Genomic DNA, 15,893 nt, shown 5'->3' on the forward strand with positions numbered 1-15,893 from the left:
CTCGCGGTCGCGGCGCTCGCGGGCTCGCTCGCGCTCACGCTCGCGGCGTGTTCGGACGACTACGAACTACAACGACCACCTGATGGAGCAGCTCGCCGACCTCGGCGAGGTGATCGGCACCGCCGGCCTGCGCTGGACCTCCCCGGCCGACGGCCGCACCCACGAGGCCGCGGCCGAGCTGGTCGCGGCCGACCCCGCCGCCGCAGCGGCGACCTCGATCGAGATCGCCGCGCTGGCGGCCGACTTCGCCCAGGTCCTCAAGGGCGCGGCGCCGTACGCCGACCGGCCGGTCGACCTCGCGTCGTTGCGTGAGCGGGCCGTCGCCCTGGACGCGGCCGGGGTCGAGGGAGCCGGCGAGCTGGCCGAGCTGGTCGAGGCGGCCGAGAGGGCCACTCCGTCGCAGGGCCGGTAGCACTTTACAAACCCTAGGGTCTTGTCAAGCGGGTTTACAAAGGCTACGGTCCCGTAAACCCGTTGAGAGGCTGACCCTTGGACACGATCGCGAACAGCACCGTTGCCCCCGGCTCGACCGAGGCCTGGAAGGACAACAAGCGCTACCTCTGGCTGATCGGCCTGGTGGTGCCCACGCTGGCCTTCCTCGGCTACGGCGCCTGGCTCGCCACCGGCGTCGGCGCGTGGTTCTGGATCGGACCCGTGGTGATCCTCGTGATCGTCCCCGCGATCGACCTGATCTCCGGCCTCGACCGCTCCAACCCGCCCGACGACGCGATCGAGGCGCTGGAGAAGGACAAGTACTACCGCTGGATCACCTACCTCTTCCTGCCGGTGCAGTACGCCGGGTTCGTCGGCGCGATGTACCTCATCGCGCGCGGCGACCCGCTCGGCATCGGCGGCGACCTGAACCTCTTCGACAAGGTGGGCCTGGCGGTATCGATCGGCTGCATCGGCGGCATCGGGATCAACACCGCCCACGAGCTCGGCCACAAGCGCGAGGCCAACGAGCGCTGGCTGTCCAAGATCGCGCTCGCGCAGAGCTTCTACGGTCACTTCTACATCGAGCACAACCGCGGCCATCACGTGCGCGTCGCCACCCCCGAGGACCCCGCGTCCTCGCGGATGGGCGAGACGTTCTACGCGTTCTGGCCGCGCACGGTCGTCGGGTCGCTCACGAGCGCCTGGCGGGTGGAGAAGCGCCGCTACGCGCGCCGCCAGCAGCACCCGTGGCGGATCGGCAACGACGTGCTCAACGCCTGGCTGATGTCGGCCGTGCTCTTCGGCGGCGTGATCGCGTGGCTCGGCGTCGGCATCACGCCGTACCTCGTCATCCAGGCGGTCGTGGGCTTCTCGCTGCTCGAGGTCGTCAACTACATGGAGCACTACGGGATGCTGCGCCAGAAGGTCGGCGCCGGCGACCGCCAGCGCTACGAGCGGGTCGACCCCTCGCACTCCTGGAACTCCAACAACATCGCGACCAACGTGCTGCTCTACCACCTGCAGCGCCACAGCGACCACCACGCCAACCCGACCCGGCGCTACCAGACGCTGCGCGACTTCGAGGAGTCCCCGGTGCTGCCGACCGGCTACGCCGGGATGATCGTGCTGGCGGCGTTCCCGCCGATCTGGCGCCGGGTCATGGACCCGCGCGTCGCCGCGCACTTCGGTGGCGACATCACCCGCGCCAACCTCCAGCCGGGCAAGGAGGCCAAGCTGCTCGCGAAGTGGCCGCGGCCGGCCACGGTGGTCGAGGCGGAGCGGGTCGCCGCCGAGGCCGCGGAGGCGGCCGAGCGGGCGCTACCGGTCGAGGAGGTCCTCGCCGCGAGGTGTCCCGGCTGCGGCCACACCTACGAGGTCGAGGTCGGCAACGAGCTCGAGGGGTTCGCCGCCGGTACGGCGTGGGCCGACATCCCCGACGACTGGTGCTGCCCCGACTGCGGGGTGCGCGACAAGCTCGACTTCGTGCCGCTCACCTCGGCGGAGTCGGTGTGAGGATCGAGGTCGACCGGGACCGCTGTGAGGGTCTCGGCATGTGCGAGGCGATGGCGCACGAGTTCTTCGAGGTGGACGACGACGAGGTGATGCACGTCCTGGACGAGACGCCGGACGAGAGGCACCGCGGGCAGGTCCACGCCGCCGTGCAGGCGTGCCCGGTGCTGGCGCTGACGCTCACGGGCTGATGACTACGCTGCTGGACGTGAGCCAGCCCCGTCTCGAGACCCCCCACGCCACCACGCGTGAGCGCGTGCTCGACGCGGCGGTCCGGCTCACGTCCGAGGTCGGCTGGTCGCAGGTGACGATGGCCAGGCTGGCCGACGAGGTAGGGGTCAGTCGGCAGACCGTCTACAACGAGATGGGCACCAAGGCGGGCCTGGCCGAGGCGATGATCCTGCGCGAGCTCGACCGCTTCCTCGCGGTCGTGACCGTCGCGTTCGACGCCCACGACGACGACCTCGTCGGGGCTGTCCGTGCCGCCGCCCGCGCGGTGCTCGAGCACGCCCAGGACAACCGGCTGCTCCACGCGGTGGTCTCCGCCACCCACGGCGCCGACACCGAGCTGCTGCCGCTGCTCACCACCCACGCCCAGTCGCTGCTCACCGTCGCCAAGGCGGTGATCGCCGAACGCCTCGCGCCCTACGACGTACCGCTCTCGCCCGAGCGCCTGGACGCCGTCATCGACATGGTCGTCCGGGTCGTGCTCAGCCACGTCATGCAGCCCAGCGCCTCCCCGGCCGACACCGCCGACGACATCTCCTGGATCGCCGCCCGCGTCCTGCGTTGACCCGCCCGAAACTGACCGCACCACACGTTGACCCGCCCGAAAGTTTCGGGCGGGTCAACGTGAACGGGCGAGGAGAACAGCGTCGCGGAAGGCAGCGAGGATGTACGGCGGCACCGGGAGCCCGCCGGAGCGTGCCCAGAGCAGCTCCTGCTCGACCCGAGCGATCTGGGTCGCGAATCGGTCGGAGTCGTCGGCGATGCCGAGGGTCTGCATCACGTCGCCGAAGTCCGCGCGCTGCTCGGCGTTGTTGGTGCCGACCGGGCCGAAGCTGCGCCGCCGCAGCTGGCGCACGAGCCACTTCTGCCAGACCGCGAGCTCGGACCAGAGGCCACGCGACGACAGCTGGTAGAAGGCGTAGTGGCCGGGCTCCTGACGACGGATCGGCGCGATCACCGTGCGGGCGACGGCGTCCTCACCCAGCTCGAGCACCCCGTCGTGGAGCAGGTTGTAGGCCAGCACGGCCGAGCGCTCGGTGGCCATGCCGGTGAGGTAGTAGAGCATCCGGACGACGTCCTGGAACGCGCCGAGGTGGGCCAGCGCCCCCAGCACCTTGAGCTTGGCGCTGACGGTGTCGACGTCGGCGACCGTCGCCGGCCGGCCGAGCTCGACCTGGAGCCGGTCGAGGATCAAGCCGTGCCGGATCTCCTGCGGCTGCCAGACGTCGGCGTAGAAGTAGCGGTCGACCTCGGGCGGGTCCGGCAGCATCGTCGTCAGCTCGAGCACGTTGCGGTCGACCTCGAGCTCGACGCGCGCCATGTAGTCCAGGACGTGGCCGTAGCGCGAGGCCAGCAGGGCCGGCCGGCGCACGGTGAAGTCCACGCTGTCGAGGTCGATCGGCGGGTGCTCGAGCGCCAGCCGGTCGACATGCTCGACGAGCCGACGCTCGGTCGCCACAGCCGTGGTCACGGGAAGGATCCTAGTGTTCATCGTGTGAGTGATTCGGAAGCGTCGCGCGTTCGGCTTGGTACGCCGACCGGGCGGGCGGTCATCGCGGCCGCCACGCTCGGCTCCGGGATGGCTCTGCTCGACGGGACGGTCGTCAACGTCGCGCTCAAGACCATCGGTGAGGACCTCGACGCGAGCCTGGCCCAGCTCCAGTGGGTGACCAACGGCTACCTGCTCTCGCTGGCCAGCCTGATCCTGCTCGGCGGCTCCCTCGGCGACCGGTTCGGGCGGCGCCGGGTCTTCGTGCTCGGCACGTGGTGGTTCGCGATCGCCTCGCTGCTGTGCGGCCTCGCGCCCAACCCCGAGGTGCTGATCGCCGCCCGGGTGCTCCAGGGCGTCGGCGGCGCGCTGCTCACCCCCGGCAGCCTCGCGATGATCCAGGGCGCGTTCGTGCCTGACGACCGCCCGAAGGCGATCGGCGCCTGGTCCGGGCTCGGCGGGATCGCGGCCGCGATCGGCCCGTTCGTGGGCGGCGTGCTGATCGACTACGCGAGCTGGCGCTGGATCTTCCTGGTCAACCTGCCGCTGGCGGTGGTCACGGTCGTCATCGCCCAACGCTGGGTGCCCGAGACCCGCGACCCCCATGCCTCCACGCACTTCGACCTCGCCGGCGCGCTGCTCGCGGTCGCGGCGCTGGGCGGCACGACGTACGCGCTGATCGAGTGGGGCGGCCGCCTCGCGCCGTACGCCGCGGTCGTCTCGCTGCTCGCTGGCGTGGCCTTCCTCGTGGTCGAGCGACGCACCCGGGAGCCGATGCTGCGGCTCGAGATCTTCCGCGACCGCACGTTCAGCGCCGCCAACGCGATGACCCTGCTGGTCTACGCGGCGCTCGGCGCGATCATGTTCTTCCTGACGCTGCAGCTCCAGACCGTCGGCGACTACGGCGCCCTCGCGGCCGGCCTCGCCACGATGCCGGTCACGGTCTGCATGCTGTTCCTCGCCGCCAAGGGCGGCGAGCTCGGCGCCCGGATCGGGCCGCGGGTCCCGATGTCGTTCGGTCCGGTGGTGATGGCCGCGGGCACCCTTCTGCTCTTGGGCGTCGACGCCGACGTCGTCTACTGGACCGACGTGCTGCCCGGCATCACCGTCTTCGGGCTGGGCCTGGCGCTGATGGTGGCGCCGCTGACCTCGACCGTGCTGGCCGCGGCGCCCGACGAGCACGCCGGCATCGCCAGCGGCGTCAACAATGCGGTGGCGCGGGCCGGCTCGCTGCTCGCAGTGGCCGCGCTGCCGGTCGCGGTGGGGCTCGGCGGGGAGGAGTACGCCGACCCGGTCGCCTTCGACGCGGCGTACGGCAGCGCGATGCTGGCCTGCGCGCTGCTGCTCGTCGTCGGAGGGGCGCTCTCGTGGTTCACGATCCGCAATCCCCAGGACCGAACTACCCTCGGTGTGAGGGAGGACACATGAGGGGGACACGCGCCCTGGGTGCGGCCGGGCTGGTGGTCGCGCTTGCCGTCACGCCCGCGTGCTCCCCATCCGCGAGCGACGAGCCGAAGGTGGGCGAGCCGAGCACCGCGCCGAGCTCCTCCGCCCCGCCGGAGTCCACGGGGCCGGCGCTGGACCCGGCGTTCGCGATGGACCCGCCCGGGCCCCGGGTCGGCCCGATCGAGGCCTCGGACATGATCGTGATCGGCACGGCCGCGTTCACGGAGGAGGACGTCGCCGCGGTCAGCGGCATCGAGGGTGTCCGGCGCGTCGTGCAGTTCTCCCAGGCGCAGGTGCCGATCGAGAACCGGCTGATGAACATCGCGGCCGTCGACCCGGCGACCTACCGCAACTTCACGCCGTACGACGCGGCTGAGACGCAGGCCGTCTGGGACCGGGTGGCCGACGGTGAGATGGCGGTCGTGAAGTCGCTGGAGAAGCGGCTCCCGCTCGACGCCAACGGCTTCGTCAAGCTCGGGGTCAAGGACGACGCGCCCTTCGTCCATGTCGGCGCCTACGCCCCGCAGATCCCGCTGGTCGACGCGGTCGTCAACGAGAAGTGGGGCGCGGCCCTCGAGGACCAGGGGATGGTGCTTGGCAACGCGCTGCTCGTCTCCACCCTCCCCACCGACCCCAAGACGCTGCGCAAGGACGTGCAGCAGGCGCTGGGCTCCGGCGCGTCGGTGCAGCTCACCGACGTCGCCAGCCAGAACGGCATCGACCCGGCCGTGCAGCAGACCGCGGTCGTGGTGGGCACCGTCTCCGAGGTCGTCGGGACGTTCAACTACACCGTGCTCGGCGGCGGCCGGATCGCGCCGGAGGCGTCGTGGGTCGCGAGCCACGTCGACACCCAGGAGGTGCCGATCCTCGGCACCGTCACCTGCAACGTCTACATCTTCCCGCAGCTGCGTGCGGCGTTGGAGGAGATCGTCACCTCGGGCCTCGGCGCCGAGATCCACCCCAACGAGTACGCCGGCTGCTACTACCCGCGCTTCATCGCCGGGTCCACGACGCTGTCCAACCACTCCTTCGGGCTCGCGCTCGACCTGAACGTGCCCGGCAACCTGCGCGGCACCGTCGGCGAGATCGACCGCGGGGTCGTGGCCATCTTCAAGAAGTGGGGCTTCGCCTGGGGCGGCGACTGGGGCTACACCGACCCCATGCACTTCGAGATGAACCGGCTCGTCGAGCCGCGCTGAATCCTCGGTAGCCTCCCGGCATGCGTGCTGCCCAGGTCGTGACCACCACCGGCCCCACCGACATCGAGATCCGCGACGTCCCCGAGCCGACGCCGGGTCCCGCCGACGTGCTGATCGAGGTGCACAGCGTCGGGACGTCGTTCCCCGACCTGCTGCTGAGCCGCGGTGAGTACCAGCTCAAGCCGGAGCCGCCGTTCACCCTCGGCGTCGACATCGCGGGCACCGTCATCAGCGGGCCGGGCTTCGAGCCGGGCCAGCGGGTCGCCGCGGTAGGCGCCTACGGCGGCGCCGCGGAGCGCACGATCGTCCCGGCGATGTTCACGTTCGCGCTGCCCGACGCGATGTCGTACGACGAGGGCGCGGCGCTGCCGATGAACTACCTCACCGCGCAGTTCGCCCTCGCCGAGCGCGGCAACCTGAAGGCGGGCGAGACCGTGCTCGTCCACGGCGCCGCCGGCGGGGTCGGCACCGCCACCCTCCAGGTCGCGAAGGGCTACGGCGCCCGCACGATCGCGGTCGTCAGCACGGAGGAGAAGGCCGAGGTGGCCCGCGCGGCCGGCGCCGACGACGCCGTACTGCTCGACGGGTTCAAGGGCGCCGTGATGGAGCTGACCGGCGGCCAGGGCGTCGACATCGTGCTCGACGTGGTCGGCGGCGACGCCTTCACCGACTCGCTGCGGGTGCTCGCCACCCAGGGCCGGCTGCTGGTGGTCGGCTTCGCGGGCGGGCAGGGCATCCCCCAGGTCAAGGTCAACCGGCTGCTGCTCAACAACGTCGACGTGCGCGGGGTCGGGTGGGGCGCCTACGCGATGACGCGGCCCGGCTACATGCAGGAGCAGTGGCAGGCGCTCGTGCCGATGATCGACAGCGGTGTGGTGAAGCCGCCGATCGGCAAGGTCTACCCGCTCGAGGAGTTCGGCCAGGCCCTGGTCGACATGGACGAGCGCCGCACTCTCGGGAAGTCCGTCGTGAGGCTCCAGTGAGCCCACGCCTGCGACGCAGGCGCACGGCCGATCCCGTTGAGGGGGCCGCCCTCGGGGTCAACCTCGCCGGCTACTTCACCGGCGAGCTCGGGGTGGGCGAGCTCGGCCGGCTGCTCGTGGAGGCTACCGAGAGGTCCGGCCTCCCGTTCACCACCCGCGTGCACCGGCGCACCCGCAGCCGCCAGGACGTGGCGTTCGAGGAGACCACCGGCGACCCGCACCAGGTCACGGTCGCGGTCGTCAACGCCGACCAGTTCCCGCAGTGGGTTGAGGACGCCCCCGACCTGCACCGCGACCGGTACGTCATCGGCGTCTGGGCCTGGGAGGTCGAGCGCTTCCCGGCGTACGCCGACGCGTTCGCGCTGGTCGACGAGGTCTGGACCCTGTCGCAGCACAACCGCCGGGCCGTGGCCCGCCGTACCGACAAGCCGGTGCGCACCGTGCCGCTGCCCACCCGCGTGCCCGAGCCCGCGCCGCCGCTCGACCTCGCCGCGCTCGGGCTGCCTGAGGGCCCCTACATGCTCACCGCCTTCGACCACCTCAGCGTCTTCGACCGCAAGAACCCGCTCGGGCTCGTCGAGGCGTTCGGCCGGGCCTTCGTCGACGGGGAGGGTCCGACGCTCGTGGTCAAGGCGATCAACGGCCACCTCAAGCCCGAGGAGCGCGACCTCCTGCGCGCCGCCGCCGCGCGTCGCCGCGACGTCCACCTGCTCGAGCAGTACGTCGGTGCCGCCGAGCTCGGTGCGCTGATGGACGGCTGCCAGTCCTACGCGTCCCTGCACCGCGCCGAGGGCTACGGGCTGACCCTGGCCGAGGCGATGGTGCGGGGGCGGCCGGTGGTGGCGACGGGCTACTCCGGCAACCTTGACTTCATGGACGAGAGCACCGCCCTGCTGGTGCCGGCGAGCCGCGTGCCGATCGGGCCCGGACACCGGCCCTACCCGCCGCAGGCCCAGTGGGGCGAGCCGGACCTGGACGCCGCCGCGGCCCACCTGCGCTGGGTGCACGAGCACCCGAGCCAGGCGGAGGAGCTCGGCGAGCGGGCCCGCGCCCACCACCTGGCCACCCGCACCCTCGACCGCACCGCCGCCTTCGTGCGCCAGCGGATCACGGCGGCTGTGGCCCATGGCTGACGCAGTGCCCGACCCGCGCATCGCCGCGCACGCCCAGGCCGGGCACCGGGTCCGGCTCGAGTGGGGCCCCACCGGCAGCGCCGCGGTCGCGGCCGGCGCCGACGTGGCCGTGGTCGTCGACGTCCTGTCGTTCACCACCACGCTCACCGTCGCGGTCGAACGCGGCATCACCGTTCACCCCTACCGCTGGCAGGACGAGCGGGCCGCCGAGTACGCCGCGTCGCTCGGCGCGGTCCTGGCCGTCGGCCGCTTCGAGCAGCGGGAGGCGGGTGGGTCGGCGGTCAGCCTGTCGCCGGCCGCGATGGCCGGCGTCGAGGGCGTCGAGGGCGTCGACCGGATCGTGCTGCCCTCGCCCAACGGCTCCACCATCTGTGCCGCCCTGGCCGGCTCCGGAGCGCAGGTGGTCGGCGCCTGCCTGCGCAACCGCGCCGCGGTCGCCGCCTGGCTCGCGCCCCGGGTCGCCGCGGGGGCGACCGTTGCCGTCGTACCGGCGGGAGAGCGGTGGCCCGACGGGTCGCTGCGCCCGGCCGCCGAGGACCTGTGGGGCGCGGGCGCGGTGCTGGACGCCCTGACCCAGGGAGACCTCAGCCCGGAGGCGGCGCTGGCCCGAGACGCGTTCCGCGCTGTCGAGGCGGGACTCGCCGCGGCGCTGGCCGGCTGCGCCGGAGGACTGGAGCTCGCCGCGGTCGGCTTCGCCGACGACGTCCGGATCGCCGCCCAGCTCGACGTCAGCGACGTCGTACCGCTGCTGGGCCCGGACGGGGCGTTCAGGCCAGCGGCTTGACCGGGTCCAAGGCCGAGTCGGCGCTTGTGCACGCCCGAAAGACGCCGACTCGCGGGGGACGGGGCGTTCAGGCCAGCGGCTTGAGGGTGTGCAGCCCGAGCTCACCGGCGAGCAGCGGGCCGAGCACGCCGAACGCCTCCGCGACGTGAGGGGTGCTCATGTGCGCGTTCATGTCGTCCACGCTGCGCCACGCCTCGATGGTGACGAAGGTGCCGGGGGCCGAGGTCGACTCGAACACCTCGTAGCCCACGCAGCCCTCCTCGTCGCGCTCTGAGGCGGCGGCGAGCGCGGCCAGCGCGGCGCCCGCCGCGGCGACGCCCTCGGCGGTGATCGGGATGGTGGCTACGACGCGGAGCACTTCACTGCTGGGGCCATCAGTCATGCGCAAGTTCTAGCAGCCCGGGAGGTCAGCAGGCGGACTTGACCACGCTGCCGCAGACGACCTGCTGGCCGGGGATCAGCAGCGTGTACCGCGTCTCGCCCACGTGGTAGTCGACGAACATCTTCTTGACCGCGGTGCCCTGCCGGCCGACCTTGAGGGCGGTCACCAGCTCGATCCTCCGCGAGTCGAGGTCGCTGGCCCCGAGGCAGACCTGGTCCACCCGGAAGTCGGCCACGTCCTTCTCGTAGGTGCCGAGCCAGGTGCCGCCGCGCAGGTGTCCGGGGTAGCCGGTGGCGACGAGCAGGGGTCGCCAGTCGAAGGGTGCTCCGCCGTCGCGGTGAACGGCGGCGGGTACGACGCGCAGCCACGGGCTGATGACCAGCGGCGCCGGCTCCGCCTGGTAGCGCACGCCGTCCAGCCGGATGTCGGCTCCGGACTCGGCCGAGCACAGCGTCACTGCTCCGAACGTGACCAGCCGGGTGCCTCCGGTCTCCCGGTGGAACCGCACCCCGGGCGGCAGCGCCGACAGCGGCCCGGCGTCGATCCGGTGCTGGCGGTCCGGCTTCTCCTCGGGCAGCGAGCAGCCCGCGAGCCCACCGGCGAGCAGCACGAGCACGAGGCAGGACACGACGCAGGACACGAAGCTGCGAACCACGCTGGTCTCCCCCCAGTCGGCTGCGCCGAGCGTAGACCCGCAGCCGACTCGCGGTCCTGGCATTCAGCTCAATGGCTGGGCCGCGTCGGCGCAGACCAGGGTGAGCCGGATCCGGTCCTGCGAGCCGGAGTTGCCGCCGCACCGCCGCACCGCCGCAGATCACGACCGACCGTGAGGAGATCACGGTCCTGCTGACCATCCCCGACGTGGAGCTGGGCGACGACGCCTCCGAGGTCACCGTCGCCGAGGCGCGGGCCGGGCGGGCCAAGGCGTTCCGCGAGGAGACCCGCGCCAGGCGCATGGAGATCGCCCGCGAGGCCCAGCACCGCTACGACGCCAAGGTGTCGTGGGGCGTGCACGTCGGCCCGGGCACGGGCCATGGCGAGCTGTGGACCCACGTTGCGGCGCCGATGATGACCCGGCTGCGCCAGCCGCAGCGGCTGGTCCTCGACACCCTCGTCGACGCCGGCGTGGCTCGCTCGCGCTCGGACGCCCTGGCCTGGTGCGTGCGCCTGGTCGGGCAGCACGAGGAGGACTGGCTGGCGGAGCTGCGCGAGGCGATGCAGTCGGTGGACGACGTACGGCGCAAGGGTCCCGCGGCCTGACTACCCACCCGCGGCCACGGGGTCGCCGGTTAGGGTCGGAGGGTGAGCATCCTGGACGACGCCCGTGACGGCATGAACCCCGACATCCGCCCGCAGGACGACCTGTTCGGCCACGTCAACGGCCGCTGGCTGGAGGAGGTCGAGATCCCCTCCGACCGCTCCAGCTGGGGACCGTTCGTCGAGCTGGCCGACGCGGCCGAGGAGCACGTGCGCGTGATCATCGAGGAGCTCGCGGCCGGCGAGCCCCGCGACGAGGACGCCCGCAAGATCGGCGCGCTCTTCGCCTCCTTCATGGACACCGAGCGCATCGACAAGCTCGGCACCCGGCCGCTGCGGCCCCTGGTCGACGCCGTCGCCGCGCTGCGCGACGTACGCGACCTGGCGGCCTTCCTCGGCGAGTTCGAGCGGATCGGCGGCCACGGCCTCTTCGGCTCCTACGTCGACACCGACGACCGGCAGTCCGACCGCTACCTGTTCCACATCACCCAGGGCGGGCTCGGGCTGCCCGACGAGTCCTACTACCGCGACGACAAGTTCGCCGAGCAGCGCGACGCCTACGTCGCCTACCTCACCCGGCTGCTCGGGCTCGACCGCCACGAGAACGCTCCCGAGGCGGCGACCACGATCCTCGCCATCGACACCCAGCTGGCAGCCGGTCACTGGGAGCGGGCCGAGACCCGCGACGTGCAGAAGACCTACAACCTGCTCACTGCCGCCGAGCTCAAGGAGCTGTGCCCGGCCTTCGACTGGGACGCCTACGTCACCAACCTCGGCGGCAACGAGCAGACGATCGCCGAGGTGTGCGTCCGCCAGCCGTCCTACCTCGCGCACCTCTCGACGGTGCTCGAGTCGGTGCCGCTCGCCGACTGGAAGGCCTGGCTGCTCGCGCACGTGCTGCGCTCGGCCGCGCCGTACCTCACCGACGACTTCGTCGAGACCAACTTCGACTTCTACGGCCGGACCCTCAACGGCACCCCCGAGCTGCGCGCCCGCTGGAAGCGCGGGGTCGCGCTGGTCGAGGGCGCGCTCGGCGAGGCGGTCGGCAAGGAGTACGTCGCCCGGCACTTCCCGCCGCGCTCCAAGGAGCTGATGGACGACCTGGTCGCCAACCTGCTCGCGGCCTACCGCGAGTCGATCTCCAAGCTGGACTGGATGACCGAGGAGACCAAGCAGCGGGCCTACGAGAAGCTCGAGACGTTCCGGCCCAAGATCGGCTACCCCGAGAAGTTCCGCGACTACTCCGCGCTGCACGCCGACCCGCACGACCTGCTCGGCAACGTGGCCGCGGCCTCGGCGTTCGAGACCGACCGCCACCTGGGCAAGATCGGCTCGCCGGTCGACCCCGACGAGTGGTTCATGCTGCCGCAGACCGTCAACGCCTACTACAACCCCGGCACCAACGAGATCTGCTTCCCGGCCGGGATCCTCCAGAAGCCGTTCTTCGACCCCGACGCCCACCCGGCCGAGAACTACGGCGGCATCGGCGCCGTGATCGGTCACGAGATCGGGCACGGCTTCGACGACCAGGGGGCGCAGTACGACGGCGCCGGCAACCTCAACGACTGGTGGACCGCCGACGACAAGGCGGCCTTCGAGGTGAAGTCGAAGGCGCTCGTCGAGCAGTACGACGCGTTCTCGCCGCGGGCGCTGCCGGAGGAGAAGGTCAACGGCTCGCTGACCGTCGGCGAGAACATCGGCGACCTCGGCGGGCTCACGATCGGCCACAAGGCCTACGTGATCTCGCAGGACGGCTCGGCGACCATCGAGGACCGGCGCTCGCTGTTCCTCAACTGGGCCTACGTGTGGCGCACGAAGCGGCGTACCGAGCAGGAGCGCCAGTACCTCACCATCGACCCGCACAGCCCGCCGGAGTTCCGCGCCAACATCGTGCGCAACCTCGACGAGTTCCACGAGGTGTTCGAGACCGCCGAGGGCGACGGCCTCTGGCTGGACCCCGCCCAGCGCGTCCGGATCTGGTGAGGCTGCTGTCCCACTACCGTGACCTCGACGAGAGGTACGGCGGATGACGGCAGCGCTCACCGTAGGCTCCCTGTGGAAGGTCTTCGGACCGCGGGCCGACAAGATCATGGGCACGCCCCAGGCGGACCTGTCGCGCGCCGAGCTCAAGCAGACGACCGGCTGCGTGGCCGCGGTCCGGGACGTGTCGTTCGAGGTCGCGCCCGGCGAGGTCTTCGTGGTCATGGGCCTCTCGGGCTCGGGCAAGTCGACGCTGGTGCGCTGCCTGACCCGGCTGGTCGAGCCGACGGCGGGCACAGTCGAGATCGACGGCGTCGACGTCACGAACGCCTCGCCCGCCCAGCTGCGTGACTTGCGCCGACACCGGGTCTCGATGGTCTTCCAGCACTTCGGACTGCTGCCGCACCGGCCGGTGATCGACAACGTCGCCTACGGCCTCGAGGTCCGCGGCATGGGTAAGGCAGAGCGGCGCGCGAAGGCCGGCGAGATCGTCGACCTGGTGGGCCTCACCGGCTACGAGCTCTCCTACCCCGACCAGCTGTCCGGCGGCATGCAGCAGCGCGTGGGTCTCGCCCGGGCGCTCGCCGGTGACCCGCGGATCCTGCTGCTCGACGAGCCGTTCTCGGCCCTCGACCCGCTGATCCGCCGCGACATGCAGGACGAGGTCATCCGGCTGCACCGCGAGCTCGGGAAGACGATGCTCTTCGTCACCCACGACCTCCAGGAGGCGCTGCGGCTCGGCGACCGGATCGCGATCATGCGGGACGGCGAGGTGGTGCAGGTCGGCGCGCCCGACGAGGTCGTGGGGGCGCCGGCCGACGACTACGTGCGCGACTTCGTCGCCGAGGTGCCGCGCTCCCACGTGCTCACGCTGCGCTGGGTGATGCGCGCCCCGCGCGCGACCGACTCCACCGAGGGCCCGGTGATGGGCTCCGACACGATCGTGCGCCGCGCCGCCCAGGCGGCGCTGGCCTCCCGGCACCCGGTGCAGGTGGTCGACGACGGAGTCCTGGTCGGCATCGTCGACACCGACGCCATCCTCCGGGTCGTCGTCGCCGAGGAGGACCCGCCCTGATGGGTACGGCGACCGCGCCGCCGCGCCGTCGTACCGCTCTCGGGCTGCTCGCCGTGCTCGTGGCCTGGGTCGTCGGCTGGCGGCTGCTCGAGGACCGCGACACCCTCGTCATCGGCGGCGCCGAGCAGACCGGCCTCAGCCGCTGGCTCACCGGTCTGCGCGACGACATCGAGGCGGCCCGTGACGGCAGCTTCGTCCTCGACACGCTGGTCGGCGGGGCGCGCGACGTGCTCGACGCGGTCTTCACGTTCCTCGCCGAGCTGGTCAGCAGTCCCGCCGGTTCGCGACCGGTGCCCGAGGTGGGCTGGCTGGGCGTGCTCGTGCTGTTCACCTGGGTCGCGTACGCCGTGGCGGGGTGGCGCCCGGCCCTGCTGGTGGCCGTGTGCACCAGCAGCTTCGGCGTCCTGGGGCTGTGGCAGGACAGCATGGACCTGCTGGTCGTGACCGCGATGGCGGTCGGGATCTGCCTGCTCGTGGGCATCCCGCTGGGGATCGCCATGGCCCGGCGCCGCGCGGTCTCGGTGGCCGTCACGCCGGTGCTCGACGCCATGCAGACGATGCCCGCGTTCGCCTACCTCACCCCGCTGGCCCTGTTCTGGGGGATCGGGCCCGCCGCGGCGGTGGTGACGACCCTGGTCTACGCGCTGCCGCCCCTGGTCCGGATCACCGAGCTCGCGCTGCGCACCGTGCCCGCGCCCGCGGTCGAGGCGGCGCACTCGCTGGGCGTCTCGCGCCGGCAGCTGTTGCGCCAGGTGCAGCTGCCCCTGGCACGCAGCACGATCGTGGTGGGCATCAACCAGTGCACGATGGCGGCGCTGTCGATGGCCACGATCGCGACGCTGATCAACGGTCCCGGCCTCGGCGGGCCGGTCGAGAAGGCCCTGGAGTCGCTGGACGTCGGCGCCGCCTTCGTGGCGGGGCTGGCGATCGTGCTGATGGCGATCGTGCTCGACCGCACCACCACCGCGGCCGGTGACCGGACCGTCGTACGGGCGCGGGAGACGCCGGCCGCCGTGCGCCGCCGCCGGGTCGTGCTGGCCGCCGGTCTGGTCGGGGTCGTGGTCGCGGTCCAGGTCTCGCGCACCTACCTGTGGGCCGCGGAGTTCCCCGAGCGGCTCGACGCCGGCCGCTGGCTGGCCGACCACGTCAGCCGGGCCACCGCGTCGACCGTCGGGCGGATCGACGTGGCGACGGGGGCGGTGAAGGACGCCGTCACCTACGGGCTGCTCAACCCCCTCCAGTCCCTGCTGGCGGACTCACCCTGGTGGCTCATGGCCGCCGTCCTCCTGGCCGTCGGCTTCCTGCTCGGCGGCCTCCGGGCGGCGCTGCCCACCGCCTTCTGCCTGTTGGTGATTCTCGGCACCGGGCTCTGGCACGAGGCGATGGTGACGCTCAACCTGACGCTGGTCGCGGCGGTGCTGGTGATGGCGGCCGCCGTCGTGCTCGGCGTGGCGATGGGCCGCGGCCGGAAGACCGACCTCGTGCTGCGCCCACTCCTCGACGCCTTCCAGACCATCCCGCCGTTCGTCTACCTGGTCCCCGCGGTGGCGCTGTTCGGCGCCACCCGCCTCACGGCGATCCTCGCCGCGGTGCTCTACGCGGTGCCGGTCGCGACCAAGCTGGTGGCCGACGGCGTACGACGGGTCAGCCCGACCACCGTCGAGGCGGCGACCTCGGTGGGCAGCAGCCGCTGGCAGGTGATCACGCAGGTCCAGCTGCCGATGGCGCGCGAGGGTCTCGTCCTGGCCGCCAACCAGGGACTGCTCTACGTGCTGTCGATGGTCGTCATCGGCGGCCTGGTCGGCGGTGGCGGCCTCGGGTTCCTGGTGGTCGCCGGCTTCTCGCAGCCGGAGCTGTTCGGCAAGGGGCTCGCGGCGGCGATCGCGATCGTGGCGCTGGGAATCATGCTCGACAGGGTCACCCGACGGGCTGCCGCTCGTTATGGACGACAATGACGCGCCACCCCACCAGTCCGGCTCCGCGCCGGACCCAC

16 protein-coding genes are annotated in these 15,893 nt (G+C 72.2%); 13 read left to right on the forward strand and 3 right to left on the reverse strand.

All coding sequences use genetic code 11. The features are described from left to right. Positions 1 to 82 precede the first annotated feature (82 nt). The 4 genes from BLR90_RS18805 (at position 83) to BLR90_RS18820 (ending at position 2,737) form a co-directional block, all read left to right on the forward strand. On the forward strand, positions 83 to 412 hold the full coding sequence (locus tag BLR90_RS18805; protein WP_091026776.1) for a hypothetical protein: 330 nt from the start codon (positions 83 to 85) through the stop codon (positions 410 to 412). 77 nt (positions 413 to 489) lie between these two features. After that, entirely contained in the window at positions 490 to 1,947 is a 1,458-nt protein-coding gene (locus BLR90_RS21725) for a fatty acid desaturase (protein ID WP_218029462.1), read from the forward strand. Next, on the forward strand, positions 1,944 to 2,135 hold the full coding sequence (locus BLR90_RS18815) for a ferredoxin (RefSeq protein ID WP_091026777.1): 192 nt from the start codon (positions 1,944 to 1,946) through the stop codon (positions 2,133 to 2,135). The genes BLR90_RS21725 and BLR90_RS18815 overlap by 4 nt, the downstream gene beginning before the upstream one ends. A gap of 17 nt (positions 2,136 to 2,152) precedes the next feature. Continuing rightward, complete coding sequence (locus BLR90_RS18820; RefSeq protein ID WP_245715401.1) at positions 2,153 to 2,737, forward strand: TetR/AcrR family transcriptional regulator; 585 nt, start codon at positions 2,153 to 2,155, stop codon at positions 2,735 to 2,737. A gap of 54 nt (positions 2,738 to 2,791) precedes the next feature. Here BLR90_RS18820 and BLR90_RS18825 read toward each other — a convergent pair whose 3' ends face one another. Continuing rightward, positions 2,792 to 3,643 (reverse strand): GTP-binding protein LepA, encoded by an 852-nt coding sequence (locus BLR90_RS18825; RefSeq protein WP_245715402.1) that lies wholly within the window; start codon positions 3,641 to 3,643, stop codon positions 2,792 to 2,794. 24 nt (positions 3,644 to 3,667) lie between these two features. Here BLR90_RS18825 and BLR90_RS18830 point away from each other — a divergent pair, with 24 nt between their 5' ends. Genes BLR90_RS18830 through BLR90_RS18850 form a run of 5 tightly spaced genes read left to right on the forward strand, consistent with a single transcriptional unit; the run spans position 3,668 to position 9,206 of the window. Beyond that, entirely contained in the window at positions 3,668 to 5,089 is a 1,422-nt protein-coding gene (locus tag BLR90_RS18830; RefSeq protein ID WP_245715403.1) for an MFS transporter, read from the forward strand. Then, the gene (locus BLR90_RS18835) at positions 5,086 to 6,306 is read left to right on the forward strand and encodes a M15 family metallopeptidase (RefSeq protein ID WP_091026780.1); all 1,221 of its coding nucleotides are present in this window, start codon (positions 5,086 to 5,088) and stop codon (positions 6,304 to 6,306) included. Before BLR90_RS18830 ends, BLR90_RS18835 begins: the two co-directional genes overlap by 4 nt. Before the next feature lie 20 nt (positions 6,307 to 6,326). After that, complete coding sequence (locus BLR90_RS18840; protein ID WP_091026781.1) at positions 6,327 to 7,289, forward strand: NADPH:quinone oxidoreductase family protein; 963 nt, start codon at positions 6,327 to 6,329, stop codon at positions 7,287 to 7,289. After that, positions 7,286 to 8,422: a glycosyltransferase gene (locus BLR90_RS18845; RefSeq protein WP_091026782.1), complete on the forward strand. Its 1,137-nt coding sequence runs from the start codon at positions 7,286 to 7,288 to the stop codon at positions 8,420 to 8,422. The genes BLR90_RS18840 and BLR90_RS18845 overlap by 4 nt, the downstream gene beginning before the upstream one ends. Further along, on the forward strand, positions 8,415 to 9,206 hold the full coding sequence (locus BLR90_RS18850) for a 2-phosphosulfolactate phosphatase (protein ID WP_091026783.1): 792 nt from the start codon (positions 8,415 to 8,417) through the stop codon (positions 9,204 to 9,206). The genes BLR90_RS18845 and BLR90_RS18850 overlap by 8 nt, the downstream gene beginning before the upstream one ends. A gap of 67 nt (positions 9,207 to 9,273) precedes the next feature. Here the strand turns inward: BLR90_RS18850 and BLR90_RS18855 are convergent, their stop codons facing one another. Both BLR90_RS18855 and BLR90_RS18860 read right to left on the reverse strand, forming a co-directional pair. Then, positions 9,274 to 9,588: a putative quinol monooxygenase gene (locus BLR90_RS18855; protein WP_091026784.1), complete on the reverse strand. Its 315-nt coding sequence runs from the start codon at positions 9,586 to 9,588 to the stop codon at positions 9,274 to 9,276. A gap of 25 nt (positions 9,589 to 9,613) precedes the next feature. After that, positions 9,614 to 10,243 (reverse strand): hypothetical protein, encoded by a 630-nt coding sequence (locus tag BLR90_RS18860; RefSeq protein WP_091026785.1) that lies wholly within the window; start codon positions 10,241 to 10,243, stop codon positions 9,614 to 9,616. A 206-nt stretch (positions 10,244 to 10,449) separates the two neighbouring features. Between BLR90_RS18860 and BLR90_RS18865 the strand changes: the two genes are divergently transcribed. From BLR90_RS18865 to BLR90_RS18880, 4 genes are read left to right on the forward strand one after another with little or no spacing between them, the layout of a single operon-like run. Beyond that, the gene (locus BLR90_RS18865; RefSeq protein WP_281245430.1) at positions 10,450 to 10,848 is read left to right on the forward strand and encodes a hypothetical protein; all 399 of its coding nucleotides are present in this window, start codon (positions 10,450 to 10,452) and stop codon (positions 10,846 to 10,848) included. Positions 10,849 to 10,890: 42 nt separating this feature from the next. Then, positions 10,891 to 12,828 carry a M13 family metallopeptidase gene (locus tag BLR90_RS18870; protein ID WP_091026787.1) on the forward strand — a complete coding sequence of 646 codons (1,938 nt, stop codon included), beginning with the start codon at positions 10,891 to 10,893 and terminating at the stop codon, positions 12,826 to 12,828. A 43-nt stretch (positions 12,829 to 12,871) separates the two neighbouring features. Continuing rightward, entirely contained in the window at positions 12,872 to 13,900 is a 1,029-nt protein-coding gene (locus BLR90_RS18875; protein WP_091026788.1) for a quaternary amine ABC transporter ATP-binding protein, read from the forward strand. Further along, positions 13,900 to 15,855, forward strand: a complete 1,956-nt coding sequence (locus BLR90_RS18880) for an ABC transporter permease subunit (protein WP_091026789.1) — start codon at positions 13,900 to 13,902, stop codon at positions 15,853 to 15,855. Before BLR90_RS18875 ends, BLR90_RS18880 begins: the two co-directional genes overlap by 1 nt. Positions 15,856 to 15,893 lie beyond the last annotated feature (38 nt).

Source organism: Nocardioides szechwanensis (assembly GCF_900103935.1).
GTDB lineage: Bacteria > Actinomycetota > Actinomycetes > Propionibacteriales > Nocardioidaceae > Nocardioides > Nocardioides szechwanensis.

Bases quoted from the DNA above. Each gene is read 5' to 3' on its own strand.
- BLR90_RS18835 (WP_091026780.1), top strand. From the start codon at position 5,086: ATGAGGGGGACACGCGCCCTGGGTGCGGCCGGGCTGGTGGTCGCGCTT.
- BLR90_RS18880 (WP_091026789.1), top strand. From the start codon at position 13,900: ATGGGTACGGCGACCGCGCCGCCGCGCCGTCGTACCGCTCTCGGGCTG.
- BLR90_RS18805 (WP_091026776.1), top strand. From the start codon at position 83: ATGGAGCAGCTCGCCGACCTCGGCGAGGTGATCGGCACCGCCGGCCTG.
- BLR90_RS18855 (WP_091026784.1), bottom strand. From the start codon at position 9,588: ATGACTGATGGCCCCAGCAGTGAAGTGCTCCGCGTCGTAGCCACCATC.
- BLR90_RS18840 (WP_091026781.1), top strand. From the start codon at position 6,327: ATGCGTGCTGCCCAGGTCGTGACCACCACCGGCCCCACCGACATCGAG.
- BLR90_RS18875 (WP_091026788.1), top strand. From the start codon at position 12,872: ATGACGGCAGCGCTCACCGTAGGCTCCCTGTGGAAGGTCTTCGGACCG.
- BLR90_RS18850 (WP_091026783.1), top strand. From the start codon at position 8,415: ATGGCTGACGCAGTGCCCGACCCGCGCATCGCCGCGCACGCCCAGGCC.